The sequence below is a fragment of the Streptomyces sp. NPDC048643 genome, from assembly GCF_040650615.1.
Lineage (GTDB): Bacteria > Actinomycetota > Actinomycetes > Streptomycetales > Streptomycetaceae > Streptomyces.
The window spans coordinates 220,311-245,325 of sequence record NZ_JBEZHO010000008.1 but is presented as its reverse complement, the minus strand read 5'-3'; the positions used below and the strand labels follow the sequence as shown (position 1 = coordinate 245,325).

The following is a 25,015-nucleotide window of genomic DNA, read 5'->3' as shown; positions in this document are numbered from 1 at the left end:
TCGCGGCGGCCGTGGTGCGCGACGGAGGGAACGCGGTGCTCGGCGCGCGCACGGAGGCGAACCTGGCGAAGTCGGCGGCCGAACTCGACCCGGAGGGCGCGCACACGGCGTACCGGGCGACGGACATCACCGACGAGGGGCAGTGCGAGGCGCTGGCGGCGCTCGCGGTGGAGCGGTTCGGGAGGATCGACGCGGTCGTCCATGTCGCCGCCTGGGACAGCTACTTCGGCGGCCTGGAGGACGCGGACTTCGCCACCTGGCAGTCGGTCATCGACGTGAACCTGCTCGGCACGCTGCGGATGACCCGCGCCTGCCTGCCCGCGCTGAAGGAGCGCGGCGGTTCGGTGGTCGTCATCGGCACCCAGTCGTCCGTCGCCGCGCCGAGCCAGGTGCGGCAGGCCGCGTACGCGGCCTCCAAGGGCGCGCTGACGAGCGCGATGTACTCCATGGCCCGGGAGCTCGGCCCGCACCGGATCCGGGTCAACACCGTGCTGCCCGGCTGGATGTGGGGCCCGCCCGTCGAGGCGTACGTGCAGTTCACGGCCTACACGGAGCAGGTGCCCGAGGCGGACGTGCTGCGCCGCCTCACCGAACGGATGGCGCTGCCGGAGCTGGCCACGGACGGGGACGTCGCGGACGCCGCGGTGTTCCTGGCGTGCGACCGGGCGCGGGCGATCACGGGGCAGTCGCTGCTCGTGAACGCCGGCGAACTGATGCGGTAGGCGGTGCGGCCCGAGTGGCCCCCTCTCCCAGGCGCACGGGACCCGCATCCCGTACGGCTGTCGTCCTGTCATTGCTCTGTGGGTCTGGCGAAGTGCCCGCTCATCGTGTGTTCCACGTCACGAGCACGACAACAGCCGGACAGGTAAAGTAGAGGCAAAATCGTTCTGCTTTCTGATCTGCGTTCATATCTGTGACCGCGCGAGGTCTTGACCGGCCGGTCGGACCAGCGGTTCAATCCCCCAAGTCCCCGCTCCCGCACGGGGCCCCGCCCCTCCTTCGAGCGCTCGGCTCCGCCCGAGCGGGGAGGGACCTCCATGTGTACTGGCGAAGTGCCGTCCGGTATCTGCAGGTTCACAAGGCGGACCCCTGGAGGGGGCACATGAACGGTCTCGACTGGGCCGTCCTGGTCGCGTATTTCGGTGTCATGACCGCGATCGGGATCTGGTCCCACAAGCGCGTGGACGACGTCAGCGACTTCTTCACCGCGGGCGGCAAGATGCCGTGGTGGCTGTCCGGCATCTCGCACCACATGTCGGGCTACAGCGCGGTGATGTTCACCGGGTACGCCGGCATCGCGTACACCTACGGCATCACCTCGTACGTCACCTGGGCCCTGCCCATCGCCATCGGCGTCGCCATCGGCGCCAAGGCCTTCGCGCCCCGGCTGAACCGGCTGCGCTCACGCCTGCACGTCGCCTCACCGCTCGAGTACCTCAAGGACCGCTACAACGTGCAGACCCAGCAGGCGCTGGCGTGGTCCGGCATCCTGCTGAAGATCGTGGACGTCGGCGCGAAGTGGGCGGCCATCGCCACCCTGCTCAGTGTCTTCACCGGCGTCACGCTCACCCAGGGCATCCTCATCACCGGCGGCATCACGGCGGTGTACTGCACCATCGGCGGTCTCTGGGCGGACGCGCTGACCGAACTCGGCCAGTTCGTCATCCAGTTGATGGCCGGGCTCGCGATGCTGATCATCGCGCTGAACAAGATCTCCGACCAGGGTGGTCTGTCCAAGGCGCTGGACTCGCCGAAGCTGCACGGCCACGCGGACGGGTTCGCGGGCCCGTACATGACGGTGTTCTTCATCGCGTACCTGTTCATCAAGCTGTTCGAGTACAACGGTGGCATGTGGAACCAGGCGCAGCGCTACATGGCCACCGGCAGCGCCAAGCAGGCCACGCGGTCCGCGTTCCTGTCCGCCGGACTGTGGTTCGTGTGGCCGGTCATCCTGTTCATCCCGATGTGGCTCTCGCCGCTCCTGGTCACGGCGCAGAAGCCGGACGGCTCGGACGCGTACGGCCTGATGGCCGACCAGTTGCTGCCGCACGGGCTGCTGGGCCTGGTCGTCGTCGGGTTCTTCTCGCACACGATGGCCATGTGCTCCTCGGACGCGAACGCCATCGCGGCCGTGTTCACCCGGGACGTGGTGCCGGCGTTCTCCCGGGCGGCACGCGCCTGGGACACCCGCACGGGGCTGATCGCGGGCCGCGTCACCACGGTCGCCTTCCTCGGCTTCTCCATGGCGGTGGCGACCCAGGTCAACTCCCCGACGTTCAAGGACATCATCACCGTCGTCATCAAGTGGGTGGCGGGTCTGATGGGGCCGATCGCGATCCCGTTCATCCTGGGTCTGCTCCGGCCGTTCCGTAAGTCGGGCCCGACGGCCGCCCTGACGAGCTGGGCGTGCGGGCTGCTCGCCTTCTTCTTCGTCAACTACAACCTGGACTTCTCCCAGCGCACCGACGTGAAGCTGGAGTACCAGGTCGCCCTCCCGATGGTCATCTCCCTCGTCCTGTACATCCTCATCGGCCTGGTGAAGCCCGAGGACACACCGGAGCGGGACGCCATCATCGAGAAGATCAACACGGACGACGACGGGACCACCGCCGCCGCGGTCCCGGCTCCGGCCGGGGCGCCGGAAGGGGAGGTGCTGGGGACGCCGGTCAAGGACTGAGGAGGCGCCCCGGGTTCGCGCTCATCCGCGTGGGTAGCGGGTGAGCCAGCCCGGGGAGGAGCCCGCGGGACCGTGCAGAGCGGGCCCCTGGGTCATCTCCATCGCGAAGTCGTCCGCGAGGACCAGCACCGAGGGACGGCCCTCCAGTTCGGCCAGCCAGGCCGGCGGGAGGGCCGTCTCGCCGTGCAGGGCACCCAGCAGGCCGCCGGTGAGGGCGCCGGCCGCGGCTGAGGGGCCGCCGTGGTTCACGGCGAGGCACAGGCCGTGCCGGACATCGTCGCCGACGAGCACGCAGTACACGGCGGCGGCGAGCAGTCCCTCCGCGGTGCCGTCCCCGGCGAGTTCCTCGACCCGGCCCGGCGAGGGCATGCCCTGCCGTACGGCCCCCAGGGCGTGCTGGAGGGCGTCCGTGACCTGCTGCTGCCCGGGGCGCCCCGCGAGCAGCGCGAGGGCCTGCTGCACGGCCGCGTCGAGGCTCTCCCCGCGGGCCAGCGCGTGCACGACGACGGCGTACGCGCCCGCCGACAGGTAGGCCGTGGGGTGCCCGTGGGTCTGCGCGGCGCACTCGACGGCGAGCTGCATCACGAGCTGCGGCTCCCAGCCGACGAGCAGGCCGAACGGCGCGGAGCGGGCGGTGGCCTCGGGGCCGGCCTCACCGGGGTTCTTGGGCGCGTCCAGCGTGCCCATGATGTCGTCGCCGAGGCCCAGCAGGCAGGACCTGGCCGGATCGCGACGGGCGTAGAGCCACTCCTCGCGGGCCAGCCAGCCGTCCTCCTTGCGTCGCTCGTCGGGCCCCCAGTCGCTCTGGGTGGCCGCCCAGCGGCGGTAGGCGCGGTGCACGTCGGTCGGCGGATGCCAGGCTCCGGTGTCCCGGCGGACCTGCGCGCGGATCAGGCCGTCGACGCTGAAGAGGGTGAGCTGGGTGAGGTGGGTGACGGCGCCACGCCTGCCGTACGCCGAGGTCAGGTCGAGGAGTCCCTCCGCGCCGTGCGCCTCCCGGATCTCCTCCAGGGAGAGCGCGTCGACCGGCGCGCCCAGGGCGTCACCGACGGCCGCGCCGAGCAGCGTCCCGCGCACGCGGCTGCGGAAGTCCTGCTGTTCCGCACGCCCCCAGACGGCACCGGCTGTCGCAGCCACCGAGACCTCCTCAGGCACCGTCCGCACGTCCGACAGCTCAGCACTGTAATCGAACGGGAACGGTCAGTTGAGGGTGCGGATCCAAGGAGGGAGCGCAATTCCCGTACAACTGACCGATCAGGTACGGGCGGCGTCCGGCAGGAAAGGGCGGTCCGCTCCGCCCGCCTCCACCGCGCCCCCGGTACCGGTCAGTCCGTCCAGCGGGCCCGGACGGCGTCGCGGGCCGCGGTGACCGTCGCCAGACACCGGCCGAGCCGGGCATGGTCGGCGGCGGGGACGAGCAGGAGCTCGGCGACGACGTCCGCGAGGACCGCCAGGTCGTCCCAGTCGGGGTCCGTGGCCAGGAGCTCGGCCAGGCCCCGGTCCCCGCCGACCCAGTCACCGAGGCCCCAGCCGACGATGCACCGGCCCTGCAGCCGGGTGGTCTCGTCCAGCCCCTCCGTGTCCAGGAGTCCCGCCAGTTCATGCCACCACGGGTCCGCGGCCTCCGGTCCGCGGGAGCGCAGTTCGGTCATCGCGAGCTGGAACGTGCCCGGCGCCGGGTCCTCCGCGCGAAGCCGCTCGGCGAGGCGTCTGGCCCGCGCCCACTCCCCCGCGTACCGGAAGGCCTCGACGCGCACATGGTCGCGGTCGAGTACGAGCTCGTCGTCCGGGTCGGGTGCCGGGCCGACCTCGGACAACCGGGCCATCGCCTCGTCGCGTCGGCCACAGTGGATCAGCGTCTCCGCGACCTCGTAGCGCACCGCGTCCACCTCGCCGCCCAGGGCGATCCGGCGTTCCCAGTCGGCCAGGGCCCGCTCGGTCCGCCCGGTCGCCAGGAGGACACGGGCCCTCTGGTCGTAGGCGTACGCGTAGTCCGGGTCGGCCGTCAGGGCACGGTCCAGCAGGCTCAGCGCCTCCGCGTACTCCTTGAGGTCGCGGTGGGTCGCTCCCAGGCAGCCCAGCGCCGAAGCGTTGTCGGGTTCCCGCTCCAGCACGCGCCGGAAGACGGAGATCGCCTCCTGGTGCCTGCCCTCGATCCGGTGGGCGTTCCCCAGCTCGATCTCGATCCAGTCGGCGCCCGGACTCGCCGCGAGCGCGCGCCGCAGGTCCTCGTTCGCGCCGGGCACGTCATCCAGTTGCCGCCTCACCCGTGCCCGCATCACCAGGGCCCAGGAGTAGTCCGGCCCCAGCGTGACGGCGCGGTCGAGGTCGGCCAGCGCCCGCGCGCTGTCGCCCAGTTCGTGGTGCGAGGCCCCCCGGCCCGCCAGGGCCGAGGCGTAGTCGGGCTCGAGGCCGATGGCCCGGCCGAGTTCGGTGACGGCCTCCTCGAAGCGGCCCGCGAGGCGGTAGGCGTCGCCGCGTTCCGAGGCGACCCAGGCGGAGTCAGGCGCCAGCCGCACCGCCCGGTCCAGATCGGTGAACGCCATGTCCCACTCGTCCGTGTCACGGCGCAGCCGGGCCCTGCGGACGAGCGTCCACAGGTCGGTCCCGTCGATGCTCAGCGCGCGGTCGAAGTCGGCGGCCGCCGCGTCGAACTGCTCCAGTGCGTGCCGGCACACCGCCCGGGAGGCCAGCGCGTCCGCGTCCGTGGGGTCGAGGGCAACAGCCCGGTCGAAGCCGGCCACCGCCTCCCCGAAACGGGCCGCCAGGCGGAGCGTCTCCGCCCGCCCCGCGATGATCCATCCCGTGTCCGGCCGGAGTTCGTCCGCGCGGTCGAAGGCGGCCAGCGCCGCGGGGTGGTCACCGAGGAGCTGATGGGTGACACCACGGCCGTAGTGCACCCGCGCCTCGTCCGGATCGATGTCGATCGCCCGGTCGTACTCGGCCAGGGCCCGTTCGTACTCCCCGGCGTTCCGCAGCTCCCTGGCCCGCACCCCGTGTGCCAGGGCCCGCCCTGCTCCCCGCAGGGCGGGGCGGGCCAGCAGCAGATCCATCGCCCCGGTCACGCCGGCCTCGCCGTCCTCGAGGGCGGCCGCCAGTTCCCGGCCCAGGTCGCGGACGGCGGGGTCGTCCGCCGACTCACCGGCCTCCTCGATCATCCTGGCCCAGGTACGCCCGGCCGGCTGGTCGGCACGGCAGGCCTCGACCACGTCGCCCAACGCCTCACCCAACGCCGACCGGGGCCGGGCGCACAGTCGGTGGTACGACTCCTCCAGCCGCAGCCGACGCCACGGCTCGTGTCTCCACACCTCGTCGGGAACGACCAGGCCCTCCCCCGCCTCCTCGCGCCACCGGCCGAAGGTCTCCGCGAGCCGGGTGTGCCGGCCGGTCCAGCCGCGTGGCGATCGGAGCCGCTGGGAGCGGAGCATCGGGGCGCGGACGACGTCGTGGTACTGGATGCCGCCGCCGCGCTCGGTGACGAACGGCAGGCCGCGCAGCCAGTCGTACAGGGCGTCGGCCTCGTCGTCGGGGCGTTCCGCGGCGGCGCGGAAGACGTCGGCGTCCAGGCGCCGGGGGAAGGCGCAGTTCAGGGCGACGGCGCGGTGCACGGGGTCGTGCTCCCACTTGAGGAAGCTGTCGACGGCCGTGGCGCTCGGGTCGCCGACGTCGTCGGGGTCGGCCGGGCGGGTCTCGGCGAGCGTCGAGACGAGGACCGGCAGGCGTCCGGTGAGGCGCAGGATCTCCGCCACGACCGGCTCCGCGACCACGTCCCGCCCGGCGAGCACCTCGCGCGCCTCCTGCTCCGTGAACGGCAGCAGGGGCATCTCGGCGACCGAGTCCGAGCAGTCTCCCCAGCGGTCGAGGTCCAGCGGGTTCCGGCCCGCCGTCACGACCACCACGTTCCCGGGCATGACGCCGTGGCGTTCCAGGGCCATGGTCGCGTGCAGCCAGGCGTCGAGGAACAGTCCGGTCCGCTCGTACGTGTCGAAGAACAGGACCTGGCGGGGGAACCGTCCGGCGGCGCGGGCCAGTTCCTCCAGCAGCACCGGGGTGAGCACCTCCTCGGGCGACAGGACGAGGCGTACGTCGTCCCGGCTGCGGAAGTGGGCGCTCAGCCCGGCCCGCATCCGGTCGGCGGCGCCCGCGAGCTGGCCCGGATCGACGGCTCCGGCGAGGGGTCCGACACCGGGGACCATGCCGAGGCCCACGAGGCCGGCCCGCGCCAGCGTCATGCCGGCGGCCGAGGGTTCGCCCGGCCCCGCCTCCCGCGTCAGCGAGTCGGCCTCGTGGCGCCGCTCGCGGTGCCGGTCCAGGAGCCGCTCCAGGTCCTTCAGACGGCGTCCCTGGCGGGCGAACTGACCGCAGACCGTCTCCATCGCCTCGGGCACACCGCCGATGCTCTCGTCCACGTACGCGGTCAGCGCCCCGGCCTCACGGGCGAGCTGCTCCAACTCGCGGACGAGGAACGTCTTCCCGACCCCGGCGTTGCCGTGCACGTGGAACAGGAACCGGCGCCCCTGATCCCGCACCGGCACGTCGAAGTTCCGCAGGAAGGCGGCGCGTTCGGCCCCCCGCCCGACGAACGAGAGCCGCCTGCGCTCCTCGATCAACTCCTGCATCGACGGCTGCGCACCCACCCTGCGTCCCTTCTCTCCCCCGCCGGTCCGCCCGGACCACTTCTCCAGTCTCACCCAACTCGCCCGTATGGACGGGTGATCGGCCGGCACCGGACGGACGGCGGCCCGCCGGAACGCGGTTCCGGCGGGCCGTCGTACGGTCGGTATGCAGACGTCAGCGCGGCACACTCGGGTGGATGCGGCTCAGCAGAGGCAGGGGTCCGTACCCCAGCCCAGGCCGCCGACGTCCTCCAGCGCCCCGGCGTAGGCCTGCACCTCGTCCACGTCACCGTGCAGGTACTCACCCCAGCCACCGTCGACCTTGCCCCGTCCGATCTGGAGTGGACCGGTGCTGTGCCAGCCGTTCGCGAAGGCGGCCGGTTCCTCAGCGCCGACGGTGCCGTCCAAGTACAGCTTGATCGTGTCGGACGCGTCGTCGTAGACCACGGCGAGGCGGTGGCCCTGGCCCTCGCCGCCGTCCGCGCCCTCGATCTGGGACACCACCTTCTCGGGTGCTCCGGCCTCGTCCCGCACCGGCATCACCAACTGCCATGTGTACGTGGAGGGGACGTAGCGCAGCTTGAAGGCGTCCGTGTGCTCGCCCGCCTGCGAGAGCACCGTCATCGGGTGGGCCGGCTCGGAGTCCGCCAGGCGCACCACGACTCCGAGCGTGAAGCTGTCCCCCGTGTCCACGACCGGACCGTCGGTGGCCGCGTACCCGGTCTCGCCGTCCAGGCGCAGGTGGCCGTCGCCGACCAGCGCCGGGGGAACGTAGGTGCAGTCGGGGTCCATCTCCGGGATGCAGGAGCTGTCGGAGCCGTTGTAGATCGTCGCCCCGGTGCCGAGCCGCAGCGGTGTGCCGTCCGCCTGCTCGGGACTCACACCGTCCGTCGCTTTCTCCAACGACCAGTGACCGAGCAGTTTCGGCTTGCGCTGTGCCAGTTCGGCAGCCTCGCCCGGCACCACGACCCGGTCGTGGACCCGGACGTCGCCGACGTCGCCGTGCCACCGGTCGCGGTAGCCGACGGTGCCCCGGGCTCGGCCGATCTGGAAGGCGCCGGACGCCTCGGTGGGCGTCGCGTCCGCCGCGGTGCCGACCTCGTGGCCGTTGGCGTAGAGCCGTGCCTTGCCCGTCTCCGCGTCGTACACGCCGAGCACGTGAGCCCATTCACCGGTCTCGGGCGCTCCGCCCGTGATCCGGGTGCCGCCGATCGCGAAGGACCAGGCGGGGCCGGAGTCCTCGGCCCGGAGGCCGAGGGTGAAGGCCGGCTTCCCGGCCGCGTCCTGGCTGGCGACCGTCATCGTGCGGGCGGTCTCGGAGGGGCGCACCCAGGCGCTCACCGCGAAGGATTTGCGGAGGTCGGTGGCCGGGGCGTCCGGGGTGAGGAAGCCGTGTCCGGTGCCGTCGAGGCTCACGGTGGCGGTTGCCTCCGTGCCCGAGGGGGCCGGGCCGCCGAAGGTCACGCCGGTGCCCGTGCGGGCCGCGGAGCCCGTCTCTGCCGCGGCGGAGCGGGAGCCGGCCGGGTCGTCGAGTTTCCAGCGGGCGACGGGGGCGCGCCCGGACTGCACGTTGAAGTAGTAGATCGTCTCTCCGCTCCTTCGACCGGCCCGGTCGATCGCCGCGACCTGCAGGCTCTTGGGACCGTGGCTGAGCGGCAGGTACGGAATGGTGACGGCCGCACCCGGACGATCCGCCTTGACAGTTCCGTACGGACCGCCAGGGAAGTAGTACGTGTACGACACCACGTCGTCCGAGGGCGAGTCCATCGTGAAGTGGCCGTAGACGCCGACTCCGTCCACCCAGAAGACGTCCTCGGGGTTGGGGTACTCGGGCGAGGTGATCGTGGCCTTCTCCGGGTTCACGTCGTCGTAGACGAACGAGCAGACCGAGCCGTCACCCGCATCGCTCCACGGCGAGGTCGCCTTGCCGTCGTTCGCCCGGACGTGCCAGGAGATGGCGGTGTCGGCCGGGATGTCGGAGGGCATCGTCCAGTACTGGCGGGTGCCCGATGGCTGGACCATGGTGGTGTAGGTGCGGTGCTGCTCGACCCCCTCCGCGTCGGTCCACCAGGCATCGAACTCGCCCTTGACAGGGCTGTATTCGGACGCCTGGTTGTCCTCCTCGGGGTCGTAGAGCACGGCTTCGAGCCTCGGCGGATCCGCGACATACACCGTTTCGTCGCCCGTCGCGCAGGCCTTGCTTCCCGTCTGGAGATCCTTCACCAGCGGCTGCTTCGGCGGCAGGTTCTCCACCGCGTTCGCCGTGCCGGCGGCGCCCGCCAGCAGCGCCGCCGCGCAACCCGCCACCACCAGCCTTCTGCGTCTGCCGGTCTTTCGGAACATGTTCAAGTGGCCCTCCCCTGTTCGCGCTTGCCGCCCGTGGATCACACGGGCGGCAAGAAGCTAACAGGGGACACTGACAGCACCGAAAGGGTTTTCTGTCACTCCAGCACCGGCAGCAGTTCCGGCAGGTGGCCGTCCGAGGCTGCCGCCGCCTGTTGGCGTTCCTGTGGGACCTCGCCGTAGGTCGTCGTGCGGGGTTTGGCCGGGCGGCCCGCTGCCTCGGCGACCGCGACCAGGTCCTTGACCGACTTGTAGGAGCCGTAACTGGAGCCCGCCATGCGGGAGATGGTCTCCTCCATAAGGGTGCCGCCGAGGTCGTTCGCGCCGGAGCGGAGCATCTCGGCCGCGCCCTCGGTGCCCAGCTTGACCCAGCTAGTCTGGATGTTGGGGATGTGCGGGTGCAGCAGGAGGCGGGCCATCGCCATGACCGCGCGGTTGTCGCGGGTCGTCGGGCCGGGGCGGGCGATGCCGGCCAGGTAGACGGGGGCGTTGGTGTGGATGAAGGGGAGGGTCACGAACTCCGTGAAACCGCCGGTCTGCTGCTGGATGCGGGAGAGCGTGCGGAAGTGGCCGAGCCAGTGCCGGGGCTGGTCGACATGGCCGTACATCATCGTGGAGGACGAGCGGATGCCGAGTTCGTGGGCCGTGGTGACGACCTCGATCCAGGTCGCCGCCGGCAGCTTGCCCTTCGTCAGGATCCAGCGCACCTCGTCGTCGAGGATCTCCGCGGCGGTGCCGGGGATGGTGTCGAGGCCCGCTTCCTTGGCGGCGGTCAGCCACTCCCGGATGGACAGGCCGGTGCGGGTCGCGCCGTTCACCACCTCCATCGGGGAGAAGGCGTGCACGTGCATGCCGGGGACGCGTTCCTTGACGGCCTTCGCGATGTCGAAGTAGGCGGTGCCGGGCAGGTCCGGGTGGATGCCGCCCTGCATGCACACCTCGACCGCGCCCACGTCCCACGCCTGGGCGGCGCGGTCCGCGACCTGGTCCAGGGAGAGCGTGTACGCGTCGGCGTCGGTGCGGCGCTGGGCGAACGCGCAGAAGCGGCAGCCGGTGTAGCAGACGTTGGTGAAGTTGATGTTGCGGGTGACGATGTAGGTGACGTCGTCGCCGACCGCGGCCCTGCGGACGTCGTCGGCGATACCGCACAGGGCGTCCAGCGCGGGGCCGTCGGCGTGCAGCAGGGCGAGCGCCTCGTCGTCGGTCAGCTTCGTCGGGTCGTCGGCCGCCGTCGCCAGCGCCGAGCGGACGTCGGTGTCGATGCGGGACGGGACCATGCCGGGGGCCGCGGCCTCCCGCAGCGCCTCCCAGTCGCCGTACACCGCGTCGAAGTCGTCGCGGCGGTCGCCGGTGCGGCCCTCGGTGTCGATGGTGTGGTGCAGGTCGGTGCGCCCGGAGGACGTGAAGGCCTCCTCGGGCTCCTGCCAGGGGTGACCCTCGACGACCGCGTCCGGGAGCGCGAGGCCCGTCTCCGGGTCCGCGAGCGCCCGGACGTGCGGCAGCAGGCGCGGGTCCAGCCAGGGCTCGCCGCGCTGCACGAACTCGGGGTAGACGCAGAGGCGTTCGCGCAGGTCGAAACCCGCCTCGGAGGACTGCTCGCGCAGCAGCTCGATCTGCGGCCAGGGGCGTTCGGGGTTGACGTGGTCGATGGTCAGGGGCGAGACCCCGCCCCAGTCGTCGATGCCGGCGCCGATCAGCCGTCCGTACTCGCTGTCGACGAGGTTGGGCGGCGCCTGGAGGCAGGCGGCCGGGCCCATGATGTGCCGGGCGACGGCGACGGTGGCGATCAGTTCGTCCAGTTCCGCGTCCGGCATCCCGCGCATCGCGGTGTCCGGCTTGGCGCGGAAGTTCTGGATGATCAGTTCCTGGATGCCGTGGTAGGCGCGGGAGATCCGGCGCAGCGCGAACAGGGAGTCGGCGCGCTCCTCGTACGTCTCGCCGATGCCGATGAGCAGTCCGCTGGTGAAGGGGACGGAGGAGCGGCCGGCGTCCTCCAGGACCCGCAGCCGGACGGCGGGCTCCTTGTCCGGGGAGCCGTGGTGGGGGCCGCCGGGCTCGGACCACAGCCGGGTCGCGGTGGTCTCCAGCATCATGCCCATCGACGGCGCGACGGGCTTCAGCCGCTGGAAGTCGGTCCACGACATGACACCCGGGTTGAGGTGCGGCAGCAGGCCGGTCTCCTCCAGGATGCGGATGGAGATGGCCCGTACGTACGCGATCGTGTCGTCGTAGCCGTGCGCGTCCAGCCATTCGCGGGCCTCGGGCCAGCGGTCCTCGGGCTTGTCGCCGAGGGTGATCAGTGCTTCCTTGCAGCCGAGTTCGGCGCCCCGGCGGGCGATGTCGAGGACCTCGTCGGGGGACATGAACATCCCGTGGCCGGCCCGGCGCAGTTTGCCGGGGACGGTGACGAAGGTGCAGTAGTGGCACTTGTCCCGGCACAGCCGGGTGAGCGGGATGAAGACGCTCTTGGAGTAGGTGATGACACCGGGCCGGCCGGCCGCGTCCAGGCCCGCGTCACGCACCCGGGCGGCGGAGGCCGTCAGGTCGTCGAGGTCCGTGCCGCGGGCCTGGAGCAGCACCGCGGCCTCGGTCACGTCGAGCGCGACGCCGTCCCTTGCGCGCTTGAGCGCACGCCGCATGGAGTTCGCCGTCGGCCCGGATCCGGGAGTCGCGCCCGTCGCGGAGGTCGTCATCCTTCGAGCATACGATCGCGTTGATCAGGCGTTACAGGGCATGGCCGATTCCGTGCGCGCCGCGCCTCGTTACGCAGGGGCACCGGTGCCGCTCACCTTCCCGTGCCGCGGTGTTCACGGGCGGACAGCAGTCTTGCCGGTGCCGGCCCCCTGCCCGAACATGTCATGTCACTGCCACACCGATCCCGGGAGCAGCCCATGTGCGACGACGACCACGGAAACGGTATGGCCCGACGTGCCCTGTTCGTGACGGGAGCGGCCGCTGCCCTTACGTTGGGGAGCGTGACCTTCGCGAGCGGCGCCGACGCGGCCGGCGGATCCGGCACCCCGGCCTCCGGGACAGAGACCCGGACGGTGCGCGGCACCCTGCCCACCGGTTCGCCGGACTTCGTGTACCTGCCGGTCGAAGTCCCGCGCGGGGTACGGGAGATCAGGGTCGCCTATACCTATGAGAAGCCGTCGGTCCCGGCCGGTACCGCGGGCAACGCCCTGGACATCGGGATCTTCGACGAGCGCGGCACCGACCTGGGCGGCCGGGGCTTCCGCGGCTGGTCGGGCGGCGCGCGCTCCGAGTTCTTCCTGCGCGGCGACGACGCGACCCCCGGCTACCTCCCCGGCCCCGTCCGGCCCGGCACCTGGCACGTCGCGCTCGGCCCGTACACGGTGGCACCGCAGGGGCTCACGTACGAGGTCACGGTCACCCTGACGTACGGGGAGCAGGCCGCGACGCCGAAGCCGGTGTACCCGCCCGCCCGCGCCCGGGGCCGGGGCCGTGCCTGGTACCGCGGCGACTGCCATCTGCACTCCTGGTACTCCGACGGCCGCCGCACCCCCGCGGAGATCGCCGCGCTGGCGCGCGCCGCGGGCCTGGACTTCATCAACTCCTCGGACCACAACACCCACTCCTCGCACCCGCACTGGGCGGGCCAGGCCGGCGACGACCTGCTGATCCTGCTCGGCGAGGAGATCACCACCCGCAACGGCCACGTGCTGGCCCTCGGCACGGACCCGGGCACCTTCGTCGACTGGCGTTACCGGGCCCGCGACCACCGGTTCGGGAAGTTCGCCCGCCGTGTCCGGGAGGCGGGCGGACTCGTCGTGCCGGCCCATCCGCACGCCACCTGCATCGGCTGCGGCTGGAAGTTCGGCTTCGGGGAGGCGGACGCGGTCGAGGTGTGGAACGGCCCCTACACCCCCGACGACGAGATCGCCCTCGCCGACTGGGACAACATGCTCGTGGCCTCCGTCCGCGGCGCCCGCGACTGGCTCCCGGCGATGGGCAACAGCGACGCCCACCGCGACCCCGACCAGGTCGGCACCCCGCAGACCGTCGTGCTCGCCGACGACCTGACCCGCGAGGCCGTCCAGGCGGGCCTGCGCGCGGGCCGCTCCTACGTCGCCGAGTCGAAGCTGGTGTCCCTCGCGTTCACCGCGTCCGGCGCCCGGGGCGAACACGCGGGGATCGGGGAGCGACTGGAGGTCGCCCCGGACACCCCGGTCACCGTCCGCGTGGAGGCCACCGGCGCCCCGCGCTGCACGGTCCGCCTGGTCACCGACGAGGGCCTGCTGTTCACCTCCGACCCGCTGCCGGTGTCCGGCTCGGGCACGGTGGAGTGGCGCACGACGGCTGCCTACGCGGCGTACGTACGCGCGGAACTGCGCCACGAGGCGGCGGCGGGACCGCTGCCCGGCGCGCTGGCGGCGTTCACGAACCCGATCTTCCTGGGAGCGGCCCGGTAGGGCGCCTCCGCGGGGCCGGCCGGTCGAGCGGTGCCGGCCGCCGAGGCGCCGTCGGACTCCCCCGGTGCGGCAGCAGGTGCCGCCGCGCCGGGGTGCCGCGGAAGACCGCGGACCGAACCCCCTCACCTCACCCCGGCCAGACGATCGCCTGGGTCTCGCTGTACGCGTGCAGGGCGTACGAGCCGACGTCGCGGCCGACGCCGCTCTTCTTGAAGCCGCCGAAGGGTGCCTCCATGTTGCGGCCGACGGTGTTGACGCCGACGCCGCCCGCGCGCAGTCGGCGGGCCACCCGGAAGGCGCGGGCGACGTCGCCGGACCAGACGTAGTCGATCAGGCCGTAGTCGGAGTCGTTGGCGAGGGCGACCGCCTCGTCCTCGTCGTCGAAGGGCAGGACGACGACGACCGGCCCGAAGATCTCCTCGCGGACCACCCGCATGTCGGGGGTGCACTCGGCGAGCAGGGTCGGGGCGACGTAGAACCCGGTTTCCAGGGGCGGCCGTTCGCCGCCCGCGACCACCCGGGCGCCTTCCTTGCGGCCGAGTTCGACGTAGGACTCGACCCGGTCGCGGTGGGCCGCCGAGATGACCGGGCCGACCACCGTGCCCTTCTCGCGCGGGTCGCCCACCTGCAAGTGGCCCGCGTAGGCGGCGAGTTGCCGCACGAGGAGGTCGTGCACGCCGCGCTGGACCAGGACCCGGGTCGGCGCGGTGCAGATCTGGCCGCTGTAGAAGGAGAAGGTCGTGCCGATGCCGGCGACCGCCGAGGCCAGGTCGGCGTCGTCGAAGACGACCGCGGCGCCCTTGCCGCCCAGCTCCATCAACTGGCGCTTCATGCCGCGCCCGCACACCTCGGCGATCCGCTGTCCGACCGCGGTGGACCCGGTGAAGCTGACCATGTCGACGTCCCCGGAGTCGACGGCTGCCTCACCGGACCCGGGCGTGGAGCCGCTCACCACGTTCACCACACCCGGCGGCACCCCCGCCGCCTCCAGCGCCTCGGCCATCCGGAACACGGACAGCGGGTCCTGCGGCGCCGGTTTCACCACCACGGTGTTGCCCATCGCGAGTGCGGGGGCGATCTTGCCGGCCGGGTTGGCCCACGGGTTGTTGTACGAGGTGATGCAGGTGACCACGCCGACGGGCTGGCGTACCGCGAGCGCGCCCATGACGGCGGCCGAGCCGAACGGTCCCGCCTCGTTGATCTGCGGCGGCAGCGGCCACTCGACCGGTTCGGGCCGCGCGTAGCGCCGGAACCGGGCCGCCCCGACCCCCACCTGCATCCCGCGCGCCGTCCCCGTGGTGGCGCCGCTCTCGGCCTGGGCGAGGTCGGCGTACGCGGCGAGGTGGCGCCCGATGTGGTCCGCCGCGCGGGCGAGGACGGCGCCCCGCTCCTCGGCGGGGGTGCGCGACCACGCCCCGAACGCCTCGCGGGCCGCTGCCGCCGCCGCGTGCACCTGGGCCCGGGAGGCCTCGGGGGCGAGCCCGACGACCCGCTCGGTCGCCGGGTCGGTCACCTCGTAGAACCCGTCGTCGGGGGCCACCCAGGAGCCGCCGATGAACAGCCGCTGTTCCCTGGGCCCCGGTCCGCCGCCCGTCACCGGGTGCTCACCGTGCGGGTGTCGCGGCCCGAGCGGAGCACCGTGCCGGGGACGGCGCCGGTCACGACGTCGTCCCGGATCGACTCGACGCCGTTGACCCACACGGCCCGTACGCCGATCGCCCGGGAGTCGAGTCGTGGGCTGTCGCCCGGCAGGTCGTGCACGAGGGTGGCCTTGCCGGCGTCGATGCGCTCCGGGTCGAAGAGGACGAGGTCCGCGTGGAAGCCGACCTCGACGCGTCCGCGCTCGCGCAGCCCGAACAGCCGCGCCGGGTCGTCCGTCAGCATCTTCACCGCCTGCTCCAGGGAGGCGAGCCTGCGGCCGCGTAGGCAGTCGCCGAGGAACCGGGTGGTGTACGGGGCCCCGCACATGCGGTCCAGATGGGCGCCCGCGTCGGACCCGCCGAGCAGGACGTCCGGGTGCCGCCAGGTCTCGGCGCGCAGTGCCCAGGAGTCGGGGTCGTTGTCGATCGGCATCGGCCACAGGACCGTGCGCAGTTCGTCGGCCGCGCAGATCTCCACCAGGCAGGCGAAGGGTTCCTGGCCGCGTTCGGCGGCGATGTCGCGGACCACCCGCCCGGTCAGGCCCTCGTTGGCGGCGCTGTAGGTGTCGCCGATGACGTAGCGGCCGAAGTCGGCGAGCCGTCGGAAGACGCCCGCCTCCTTGCTGTTCGCGCGCCGCAGCATCTCGGCGCGGACCTCCGGGTCGTGGAGCCGCTCGATCCGCTCCGGGACGGCCAGTCCGAGGACCGGTCCCCAGCCGGGGATCAGGTTCAGGGCGCAGAAGGTGCCGAGCGACATGTTCATCGGGGTGAGGATCGGCATGGTGAGCGCGACGACCCGGCCGCCGGACTTGCGGGCGCGCTCGCTCGCCTCCAGCTGGCGCGGGACGCGTTCGGGGACGGCGGCGTCGATGGTCAGCACGTTCCAGTTGAGCGGCCGGCCCGCCGCCGCGCTCATCTCCGCGAACAGGTCGATCTCGGCGTCGCTGAACTGGTCGAGGCAGCCCGCCACGATCGCCTCGATCTGGGTGCCCTCGTGCTCCCCCACGGCCTGGGCCAGGGCGAGGAGTTCCTCCGGTCCCGCGTGCCGGGAGGCGACCGGGCGGCCGTCGCCGTCGGAGTGGGTGGAGGACTGGGTGGTGGACAGGCCCCAGGCCCCGGCGTCCATGGCCTCGTGGAACAGGCCGAGCATGGCGTCGAGTTGCTCCGCCGTCGGCTGTCCGCCCACCGCGTCGGGGCCCATCACGTACCGGCGCAGCGCGCAGTGTCCCACCATGAAGCCGGCGTTGACGGCGATCCGCCCCTCCAGGGCGTCGAGGTACTCGCCGAAGCTGTGCCACGTCCAGGGGGCGCCCTCCTCCAGGGCGACCAGGGACATGCCCTCGACCTTGGACATCATGCGGCGGGTGTAGTCGGCGTCCTCGGGGCGGTCGGGGTGCAGCGGGGCGAGGGTGAACCCGCAGTTGCCGCCCGCGACCGTGGTGACCCCGTGGTTGAGGGACGGGGTCGCGTACGGGTCCCAGAAGAGCTGGGCGTCGTAGTGCGTGTGCGGGTCGACGAAGCCGGGCGCGAGGACGAGACCGTGCGCGTCCTCGCTGGTCCGGGACGGCTCGGTGACCGAGCCGATCACGGCGATGCGGCCGTCCCGGATCCCGACGTCCGCGGTGTGGGCGGGCGCGCCCGTACCGTCCACGACGGTCGCGCCCTTGATCAGGTGGTCGAGCATCGCGGAAGTACCCCCTAGACGGCCTGGCGGAACCGGGTCGTGCGGTGCACCGGGTCCGTGTCGATCTTCGGAATGACGTGTTCGCCGATCAGCCGGATCGTCTGGAGCGTCTCCTCCTTGGGGACACCGACGGGCAGACCGAAGCTGAGCTGGTCGGCGCCGGCCTGCTCCCAGCGCTTGCACTGGCTGAGCACCTCACCGGGGTCGCCACAGATCAACAGCTCCTCCTGGATGAGGAGTTCGACGAACTCGGCGTTGTACTCCGGGAGGGTCTCCGGCCAGACGGGGAAGCCCTCGGGGCGCGGGAAGGTGTCGTGGTAGCGGAAGACGAGGGAGGGCAGGTAGTGCAGCCCGCCGCCGACCGCGATGCGGATCGCCTCGTCGTGGGTGGGGGCGCAGATCGCGGTGGTGGTCACCATCACGTTGTCGTTGACGAAGTCGCCGATGGGCTCGGCGTTCACGACGGCGGTCTTGTACTGCTCCAGGACCCACTCCATGTCGGAGACCTTCTGCACGCTGAAGCCCAGCACGCCGAGCCCCTTGCGGGCGGCCATGGAGTACGAGGGCGGCGACCCGGCGGCGTACCACATCGCGGGGTGCGACTTCCCGTACGGCTTCGGCAGGATCTTGCGCGGCGGGAGCTGCCAGTGCTTGCCCTGGAAGCCCACGTACTCGTCCTGGAGCCACATCTTGGGGAACTCCGCGATGGTCTCCTCCCAGATCTCCTTCGTGTAGTTCATGTCGGTGATGCCGGGGAGGAAGCCGAGGATCTCGTGCGAGCCGGCGCCGCGCCCGGACCCGAACTCGAAGCGATTGCCGGTGAGATGGTCGAGCATGGCGACCTTCTCGGCGACCTTCACCGGGTGGTTGACCTGGGCGAGCGGGTTGAAGATGCCCGAGCCCAGGTGGATGCGGTCCGTGGCGTGCGCCAGATAGCCGAGGTAGACGTCGTTGGCCGAGAGGTGCGAGTACTCCTCCAGGAAGTGGTGCTCGGAGGCCCAGGCGTACTTGAAGCCGGACTTGTCCGCCTGGATGACGTACTCGGTCTCCTCCATCAGCGCCTTGTGCTCCGCGAGCGGATCGGTCTCGGCCCGCTTGCCCACGTATCCCTGTACAAAGAGCCCGAATTCCAAGGAGGTTCACCGTCCCCATCCCGTTATCTGACGAACCGTCAGATCGTGTGAGCCGACTGTTCCACCGTGCGCATGGACCGTCAATAGCTGACGCGGCGTCAGAGAACGCTGACGCCCGCGAGCCAGCCGCCGTCGACCACGAACGGCTGCCCGGTGATGTACGAGGAGTCCTCGCCCGTCAGGAACAGGGCGAGCCGCGCCACGTCCTCGGGCCGGCCGATCCGGCCGAGCGGCACCAGCTTGCTGTAGAACGCGTCCAGCGCCTGCGAGGCCTCCTCGGTGTCCGCGCCCGGCGAGAGCTGGGCCGGGTTGCTCATGGCCGTGTCGATCGCGCCGGGGCAGACCGCGTTGACGCGGATCCCCTTCTCGGCGAGTTCGAGCGCCGCCACCCGCGTGAGGCCCACGATGGCGTGCTTGGTGGCCGCGTACGCGCCCACGTACGCCATGCCGGTGAGCCCCGTGAACGACGCCGTGTTCACGATCGTGCCGCCGCCCGCCTCGGCGATCTCGGGCGCGAGGGTCTTGATCCCGAGGAACACCCCGACCTGGTTGACCTGCACGATCTGCAGGAACTCCTCGAGCGGGGTGTCGACGAGCGCGTTGAAGCGCAGGATGCCGGCGTTGTTGACCAGTCCGTCGATCCGTCCGTACGCGGCCTTCGCCGAGCGCGCCGCCTCCGCCCAGTCGGCCTCCTGGCTCACGTCCAGGTGGACGTAGTGCGCGCCGATCTCCTTGGCGAGCGCCTCCCCCTGCTCGTCGAGCACGTCCGCGACGACGACGCGCGCGCCCTCCGCCACGAAGAGCCGCGCCTCCTGTTCGCCCTGCCCGCGCGCCGCGCCGGTGACCACGACGACGCGCCCGTCCAGCTTGCCCATGACCGACTCCCTAGGTGAGGTGGGGTGCGACGTCCGAGCCGAACGCCGCCATCTGGTCGAGGAGTTCGGCGCGGTCCCGGCTGCGGAACCGCACCTGGATCTGGTGCACGCCCATCGCGCCGTACGCGCGCAGCGACTCGGCGAGCGCCTCGGGTGCGCCGTGCAGCGTGCGGCGCCCGACCTCCCAGCCGGGCTCGCCGACGTACAGCGGCTCGGTGATGGCGCCGACCGTGAGGGGTTCCTCGACGCCCGCCCCCTCGCGCAGCTCCTTCAGCCGGGCGATCTGGCCGGGCAACCGGTCGCGGGGATCGCCCTGCGGCAGCCAGCCGTCCCCGCGCAGGGCGGCCCGGCGGACGGCGGCGGGCGAGGATCCGCCCACCCACACGGGCACCCGCTCCTGTGCGGGCCGGGGGCGCTGGCCGAGTCCCTCGAAGTCGTACGTCTTGCCGTGGTGGACGGGGAACTCGTCCGGCCCGAGCGCGGCGCGCAGCGCGTCGATCGTCTCGTCGAGGACCGCTCCCCGGTGGGTGAAGTCCGCCCCGACCGCGGTGAACTCCTCCTCCACGTGACCGGCTCCGACGCCGAGGACGAGGCGCCCACCGGACAGGTGGTCGAGGGTCGCGTACTGCTTGGCGGTCACCAGCGGATGCCGGAGCCCGACGATCGCGACGTGGCTGAGCAGCAGGACCCGTTCGGTCACCGCCGCGAGGTGGGCGAGGGTGGCGACCGGGTCGTACCAGACGGTGCTCATGGCGTCGGCGAGCCGGTGCGGGATGGCGACGTGGTCGCAGGCCGCGACGTAGGCGAAGCCGGCGCGGTCGGCGGCCCGGGCGATCTCGACGAGGTCCGCGGGCCCGGCCCCGGCCTCCCACGCCTCCGCGTACATGGTGCTCTGCGACTGGACCGGGAGCTGCATCCCGTACGCCAGTCGCCCTTCGGGCAGTACCTGCATGGGCCCGCACCCCTTTGTCCGACGGACCGTCACGTGACGGTTGCCGCCATCGTCGTAGCTGACGGTCCGTCAGACAAGGGGTCGGCGGACACCGGACCGCCGACGGGCGCCTCAGCCGGCCCAGAGCCCCTCGGGAGTGAGCCCGAGGAGGTCGATCGCGTTGCGCCGTACGATCCGGTCGACCACGTCGGCGTCCAGGTGACCCATCTGGGCCTCGCCGACCTCGCGGGACTTCGGCCAGGTCGAGTCGGAGTGCGGGTAGTCGGTCTCGTAGAGGACGTTGCCGACGCCGATCGCGTCCAGGTTCTTCAGACCGAAGGCGTCGTCGAAGAAGCAGCCGTAGACGTGCTCGGTGAACAGTTCGGACGGCGGCCGGTGGACCTTGTCCGCGACACCGCCCCAGCCGCGGTTCTCCTCCCACACCACGTCGGCGCGTTCGAGGATGTAGGGGATCCAGCCGATCTGCCCCTCGGCGTACATCACCTTCAGGTTCGGGAAGCGCTCGAACTTGCCGCTCATCAGCCAGTCGACCATCGAGAAGCAGCAGTTGGCGAAGGTGATCGTGGAGCCGACGGCGGGCGGCGCGTCGGCCGAGGTCGACGGCATCCTGCTGCTGGACCCGATGTGCATGGCGATGACGGTGCCCGTCTCGTCGCAGGCGGCGAGGAAGGGGTCCCAGTCGTCGGTGTGCACGGAGGGCAGCCCGAGGTGGGGCGGGATCTCGGAGAAGGCGACCGCCCGGACGCCGCGCGCCGCGTTGCGCCGCACCTCCTCCGCCGCGAGCCGGGCGTCCCAGAGCGGGACGAGCGTCAGGGGTATCAGGCGCCCCTGGGCCTTCGGCCCGCACCACTCCTCCACCATCCAGTCGTTGTACGCCCTCACCCCGAGCAGGCCCAGCTCGCGGTCGGTCGCCTCGGTGAACGTCTGACCGCAAAAGCGCGGGAAGGTGGGGAAACACAGGGCGGACTGGACGTGGTTGACGTCCATGTCGGCGAGCCGCTCGGGCACGTCGTACGAGCCGGGGCGCATCTGCTCGTAGGTGATGATCTCCAGCTTGATCTCGTCGCGGTCGTAGCCGACGGCCGTGTCGAGGCGGGTGAGGGGGCGGTGCAGGTCCTCGTAGACCCACCAGTCGCCCACCGGCCCCTCGTCGCCCGGGGCACCCATGACGGGCGCGAACTTCCCGCCCAGGAAGGTCATTTCCTTCAGGGGTGCCCGGACGATGCGCGGGCCCGTGTCCTGGTACTTCGCGGGAAGCCTGTCCCGCCAGACGTCGGGCGGCTCGACCGTGTGGTCGTCCACCGAGATGATCCTCGGAAAGGCGGTCCCGTCGTCCGCCGAAGGGCTCTGCGGGGTTTCCGTGGTCTCCATACCGGCCACGGTAGCGCTGATCTGACGACCCGTCAGCTTCTCGTCGGGCACGCTGTGGGCGACCGCCGCCCGGCGGGTGATCGCGCGCGGAGCAGCACGGATGGCCACGGGCGGGTGCGGAGGCCGTGTGAGGACCCTGTGGGGTAGCCGTGCCCCGCCCTGTGATCGCTGTCTCGCACGGCTGACGCATCCCCCGAGAACAAGGCAAACTGGCCTCGTTGTACTGACGTTCGGCAGGGGGACAGCGATGGACGGTGTGCCGCGGGTACCGGAGCAGCGGCGCCCGGGCTCGGAGGAGCCCGCCGCGTTGCGCTTCAGCGTGCTCGGACCGGTGCGCGCCTGGCTCGGCGAGGACGCGTTGCCGGCCGGATCCCCGCAGCAACGCGCGCTGCTCGCCGCGCTGCTGCTCCGCGACGGCCGCACGGCCACGGCCGCCGAACTGATCGACGCCCTGTGGGGCGACGAGCCGCCCTCCCAGGCGCTGGCCGCCGTCCGGACGTACGCCTCCCGGCTGCGCAAGGCGCTCGGCCCCGAGGTCCTGGTCAGCGAGTCCGGCGGCTACGCGATCCGCTCCCTCGGCGAGGGAGCGCTCGACCACACCCGCGCCCAGGAACTCGCCGGACTCGCGGAGAAGGCGCGCGCCGAGGGCGATCTGCCCCGCGCCCGCGACCTGCTCCGGGACACCCTCGCCCTGTGGGACGGCGAACCCCTCGCGAGCATCCCCGGCCCCTACGCGGAGACCCAGCGGGCGCGGCTGGAGGAGTGGCGGCTGCAACTCCTCGAATCCCGGCTCGACATGGACCTGGAGCAGGGCGCTCACGCGGAGGCCGTCTCCGAGCTCACCGCGCTGACCGCCGCGCACCCGCTGCGCGAGCGGCTGCGGGAGCTGCTGATGCTGGCGCTGTACCGCTCCGGCCGGCAGGCGGAGGCGCTCGCGGTGTTCGCCGACACCCGGCGGCTGCTCGCCGACGAGCTGGGGGTGGACCCGCGAGCGGGTCTGCGGGAACTCCAGCAGCGCATTCTGCAGGCCGACCCCGGCCTCGCGGAACCCTCCGCCCCGGCGGCGGAACCCGCCGCGGCCCCCGTGCGCCCCGCCCAACTCCCTGCCACGGTGACCGACTTCACCGGGCGCGCCTCCTTCGTCCGGGAACTGAGCGACGTCCTCGCCGCCGCCTCCTCCGAGGAGGGCCGCGTCATGGCCGTCTCCGCGCTGGCGGGCATCGGCGGCGTCGGCAAGACGACCCTCGCCGTGCACGTGGCGCACCGCTCGCGCGCCGCCTTCCCCGACGGGCAGCTCTACGTCGATCTCCAGGGCGCCGGATCGCGGGCCGCCGAACCCGAGGCCGTGCTCGGCGCCTTCCTGCGCGCCCTCGGCACGGCGGACACCGCCATCCCCGACTCGCTGGAGGAGCGCTCGGCGCTGTACCGCTCGGTCCTCGACGGCCGCCGCGTCCTCGTACTGCTCGACAACGCCCGGGACGCCGCCCAGGTGCGTCCGCTGCTGCCCGGCACCGAGGGCTGCGCAGCGCTGGTGACCTCCCGGATGCGGATGGTGGACCTCGCGGGCGCCCATCTCGTGGACCTCGACGTGATGTCCCCCGAGGAGGCGCTGCAGCTCTTCACGAAGATCGTCGGCCAGGAGCGGGTCGCCTCCGAGCGGGAGGCGGCGCTCGACGTGGTCGCCGCGTGCGGGTTCCTGCCGCTGGCGATCCGCATCGCGGCGTCGCGGCTGGCCGCGCGGCGCACCTGGACGGTGTCGGTGCTCGCGGCGAAGCTCGCCGACGAGCGGCGCCGACTGGACGAGCTCCAGGCCGGCGACCTCGCCGTCAAGGCCACCTTCGAACTCGGCTACGGCCAGCTGGAGCCCGCCCAGGCCCGGGCCTTCCGTCTGCTGGGCCTGGCCGACGGCCCCGACATCTCCCTCGCGGCCGCGGCGGCGGTGCTCGACCTCCCGGCCGAGGACACCGAGGACCTCCTGGAGTCCCTGGTCGACACCTCGCTCCTGGAGTCCGCCGCCCCCGGCCGCTACCGGTACCACGACCTCGTCCGTCTCTACGCCCGTTCCTGCGCGGAACGGGACGAACAGCCCCCGACGGAACGGGCGGCGGCACTCTCCCGCCTGCTGGACTTCTACCTGGCCACGGCCGCGGGCGTGTACGCCCTCGAACGCCCGGGAGACCGGTTGGTGGACCATCTGGAGCCCACCCGGACCGAGGGCCTCGCCTTCGCCGACCGGAAGGCCTCCTGGGACTGGCTGTACTCGGAGGCCGTCCCCCTGCTCGCCTGCGTACGGCAGTCGGCCACCGGCCCGACACTGCGCCGCGCCATCGACCTGCTGTGGGCGGCGGTGGACCTCGCCGAGTCCGGTGCCAACTCCAAGGAGTACGAGGCGGCGGCCGCGGCCCTGCGCGACGCCGCCCGCGGCGCTTCGGACACCCGCGCGGAAGGGCGTGCGGGTGTCGTCCTGAGCAACGCGCTCCTGTTCTCCGGCGTGTTCGACCAGGCGTACCGGGAGGCCCAGCAGGCGCTCCGGCTCGCCGAGGCCTCCGACGACCCGCTGCCCTGCTGCTGGGCGGCGAACATCCTGGGCAGCATCGCCTTCTACCAGAAGCGCTACGCGGACGCGGAGGGCTACTTCAGCCGGGCCATCGAGGAGTTCCGCGGCTGCGGCGACCTCGCCGGGTCGGCGAGCCCGCTCTGCAACCTGTCGCGGCTGCACCTCGCGACGGGCCGGGCCGACAGCGCCGTCGTCCTCGCCGGGCAGGGCACCGAGATCTACGAGACCCTCGGCCACACGCTGCGCGTCGCCAACGGCCGCTACGCGCTGGGCATGGCCCTCGGCAAGAGCGGCCGGCACTCCGACGCGACGAGCGAACTGGAGGAGGCGCTGCGGGTCTTCCGCGACAGCCGGCAGCGCCTGTGGGAGGGCATGGCTCTGTGCCGCCTCGCGGAGGTCGATCTGGACGCCCGCAAGCCGGCCCGTGCGGCGAGCAACGCGGAGATGGCGCTAACCGTGCTGCGGGGCATCGGCGGTGAGTGGCGCCGGGGCAACGTCCTGACCGTGCTCGGCAAGTCACTGAGCGGAATCGGCCAGTCCGGCCGGGCGCAGGTCTGCTGGCGCGAGGCCCTGGAGATCTACGAGAAGCTGGACTCCCCGGAGGCCGCGGAGGTCCGCACCCTGCTGACTCCGGTTGCCGCCGCGTAGTGCCTGACGGGAGCGCTCGCCGCAAGGGGCCGGACCGCAGCGGGCGTTCATCGTTCGTTTATCGCCACGCGGCAGTCTCTGTCTTG

General features: G+C 72.4%; 14 protein-coding genes. 4 read left to right on the top strand and 10 right to left on the bottom strand.

The window, feature by feature from the left end:
• Together AB0C62_RS11385 and AB0C62_RS11380 are read left to right on the top strand one after the other, a co-directional pair.
• On the top strand, positions 1-722 hold a 722-nt coding region (locus AB0C62_RS11385), incomplete at its 5' end, for an SDR family oxidoreductase (protein WP_362971862.1).
• A gap of 380 nt (positions 723-1,102) precedes the next feature.
• Positions 1,103-2,677, top strand: a complete 1,575-nt coding sequence (locus tag AB0C62_RS11380; protein WP_362971860.1) for a sodium:solute symporter family protein — start codon at positions 1,103-1,105, stop codon at positions 2,675-2,677.
• Between the two features lie 21 nt (positions 2,678-2,698).
• Here AB0C62_RS11380 and AB0C62_RS11375 read toward each other — a convergent pair whose 3' ends face one another.
• The 4 genes from AB0C62_RS11375 to AB0C62_RS11360 all read right to left on the bottom strand — a co-directional run bounded on the left by AB0C62_RS11375 (position 2,699) and on the right by AB0C62_RS11360 (position 12,329).
• Positions 2,699-3,814 carry an ADP-ribosylglycohydrolase family protein gene (locus AB0C62_RS11375; protein WP_362971858.1) on the bottom strand — a complete coding sequence of 372 codons (1,116 nt, stop codon included), beginning with the start codon at positions 3,812-3,814 and terminating at the stop codon, positions 2,699-2,701.
• A gap of 188 nt (positions 3,815-4,002) precedes the next feature.
• Entirely contained in the window at positions 4,003-7,314 is a 3,312-nt protein-coding gene (locus tag AB0C62_RS11370; RefSeq protein WP_362971856.1) for a tetratricopeptide repeat protein, read from the bottom strand.
• A gap of 183 nt (positions 7,315-7,497) precedes the next feature.
• Positions 7,498-9,636 (bottom strand): LamG domain-containing protein, encoded by a 2,139-nt coding sequence (locus tag AB0C62_RS11365; protein WP_362971854.1) that lies wholly within the window; start codon positions 9,634-9,636, stop codon positions 7,498-7,500.
• Positions 9,637-9,734: 98 nt separating this feature from the next.
• Positions 9,735-12,329, bottom strand: a complete 2,595-nt coding sequence (locus AB0C62_RS11360; RefSeq protein ID WP_362971852.1) for a bifunctional FO biosynthesis protein CofGH — start codon at positions 12,327-12,329, stop codon at positions 9,735-9,737.
• A gap of 198 nt (positions 12,330-12,527) precedes the next feature.
• Here AB0C62_RS11360 and AB0C62_RS11355 point away from each other — a divergent pair, with 198 nt between their 5' ends.
• Positions 12,528-14,069, top strand: a complete 1,542-nt coding sequence (locus AB0C62_RS11355) for a CehA/McbA family metallohydrolase (RefSeq protein ID WP_362971850.1) — start codon at positions 12,528-12,530, stop codon at positions 14,067-14,069.
• A 127-nt stretch (positions 14,070-14,196) separates the two neighbouring features.
• On the opposite strand, the gene AB0C62_RS11350 is transcribed toward AB0C62_RS11355, so the two are convergent.
• The 6 genes from AB0C62_RS11350 to AB0C62_RS11325 all read right to left on the bottom strand — a co-directional run bounded on the left by AB0C62_RS11350 (position 14,197) and on the right by AB0C62_RS11325 (position 21,724).
• Positions 14,197-15,666, bottom strand: coding sequence for an aldehyde dehydrogenase family protein (locus AB0C62_RS11350; protein WP_362971848.1), 1,470 nt, complete (start codon positions 15,664-15,666; stop codon positions 14,197-14,199).
• A complete protein-coding gene (locus AB0C62_RS11345; protein WP_362971846.1) occupies positions 15,663-17,393 on the bottom strand; it encodes a D-aminoacylase in 1,731 nt (576 codons plus the stop codon). The genes AB0C62_RS11350 and AB0C62_RS11345 overlap by 4 nt, the downstream gene beginning before the upstream one ends.
• 14 nt (positions 17,394-17,407) lie before the next feature.
• Positions 17,408-18,526, bottom strand: coding sequence for an LLM class flavin-dependent oxidoreductase (locus tag AB0C62_RS11340; RefSeq protein WP_355880174.1), 1,119 nt, complete (start codon positions 18,524-18,526; stop codon positions 17,408-17,410).
• Positions 18,527-18,624: 98 nt separating this feature from the next.
• Complete coding sequence (locus AB0C62_RS11335; protein WP_362971844.1) at positions 18,625-19,401, bottom strand: glucose 1-dehydrogenase; 777 nt, start codon at positions 19,399-19,401, stop codon at positions 18,625-18,627.
• A gap of 10 nt (positions 19,402-19,411) precedes the next feature.
• A complete protein-coding gene (locus AB0C62_RS11330) occupies positions 19,412-20,353 on the bottom strand; it encodes a TIGR03619 family F420-dependent LLM class oxidoreductase (protein WP_362971842.1) in 942 nt (313 codons plus the stop codon).
• 111 nt (positions 20,354-20,464) lie between these two features.
• Positions 20,465-21,724 (bottom strand): amidohydrolase family protein, encoded by a 1,260-nt coding sequence (locus AB0C62_RS11325; RefSeq protein ID WP_362971840.1) that lies wholly within the window; start codon positions 21,722-21,724, stop codon positions 20,465-20,467.
• 247 nt (positions 21,725-21,971) lie between these two features.
• Between AB0C62_RS11325 and AB0C62_RS11320 the strand changes: the two genes are divergently transcribed.
• The gene (locus tag AB0C62_RS11320) at positions 21,972-24,929 is read left to right on the top strand and encodes a BTAD domain-containing putative transcriptional regulator (protein WP_362971838.1); all 2,958 of its coding nucleotides are present in this window, start codon (positions 21,972-21,974) and stop codon (positions 24,927-24,929) included.
• The last annotated feature ends 86 nt before the right edge of the window (positions 24,930-25,015 follow it).

Excerpts from the sequence above, each read along its gene's own strand:
- AB0C62_RS11380 (WP_362971860.1), top strand. The coding sequence starts at position 1,103 with ATGAACGGTCTCGACTGGGCCGTCCTGGTCGCGTATTTCGGTGTCATG.
- AB0C62_RS11365 (WP_362971854.1), bottom strand. The coding sequence starts at position 9,636 with ATGTTCCGAAAGACCGGCAGACGCAGAAGGCTGGTGGTGGCGGGTTGC.
- AB0C62_RS11360 (WP_362971852.1), bottom strand. The coding sequence starts at position 12,329 with ATGACGACCTCCGCGACGGGCGCGACTCCCGGATCCGGGCCGACGGCG.
- AB0C62_RS11355 (WP_362971850.1), top strand. The coding sequence starts at position 12,528 with ATGTGCGACGACGACCACGGAAACGGTATGGCCCGACGTGCCCTGTTC.
- AB0C62_RS11345 (WP_362971846.1), bottom strand. The coding sequence starts at position 17,393 with ATGCTCGACCACCTGATCAAGGGCGCGACCGTCGTGGACGGTACGGGC.
- AB0C62_RS11335 (WP_362971844.1), bottom strand. The coding sequence starts at position 19,401 with ATGGGCAAGCTGGACGGGCGCGTCGTCGTGGTCACCGGCGCGGCGCGC.
- AB0C62_RS11330 (WP_362971842.1), bottom strand. The coding sequence starts at position 20,353 with ATGCAGGTACTGCCCGAAGGGCGACTGGCGTACGGGATGCAGCTCCCG.
- AB0C62_RS11325 (WP_362971840.1), bottom strand. The coding sequence starts at position 21,724 with ATGGAGACCACGGAAACCCCGCAGAGCCCTTCGGCGGACGACGGGACC.
- AB0C62_RS11320 (WP_362971838.1), top strand. The coding sequence starts at position 21,972 with ATGGACGGTGTGCCGCGGGTACCGGAGCAGCGGCGCCCGGGCTCGGAG.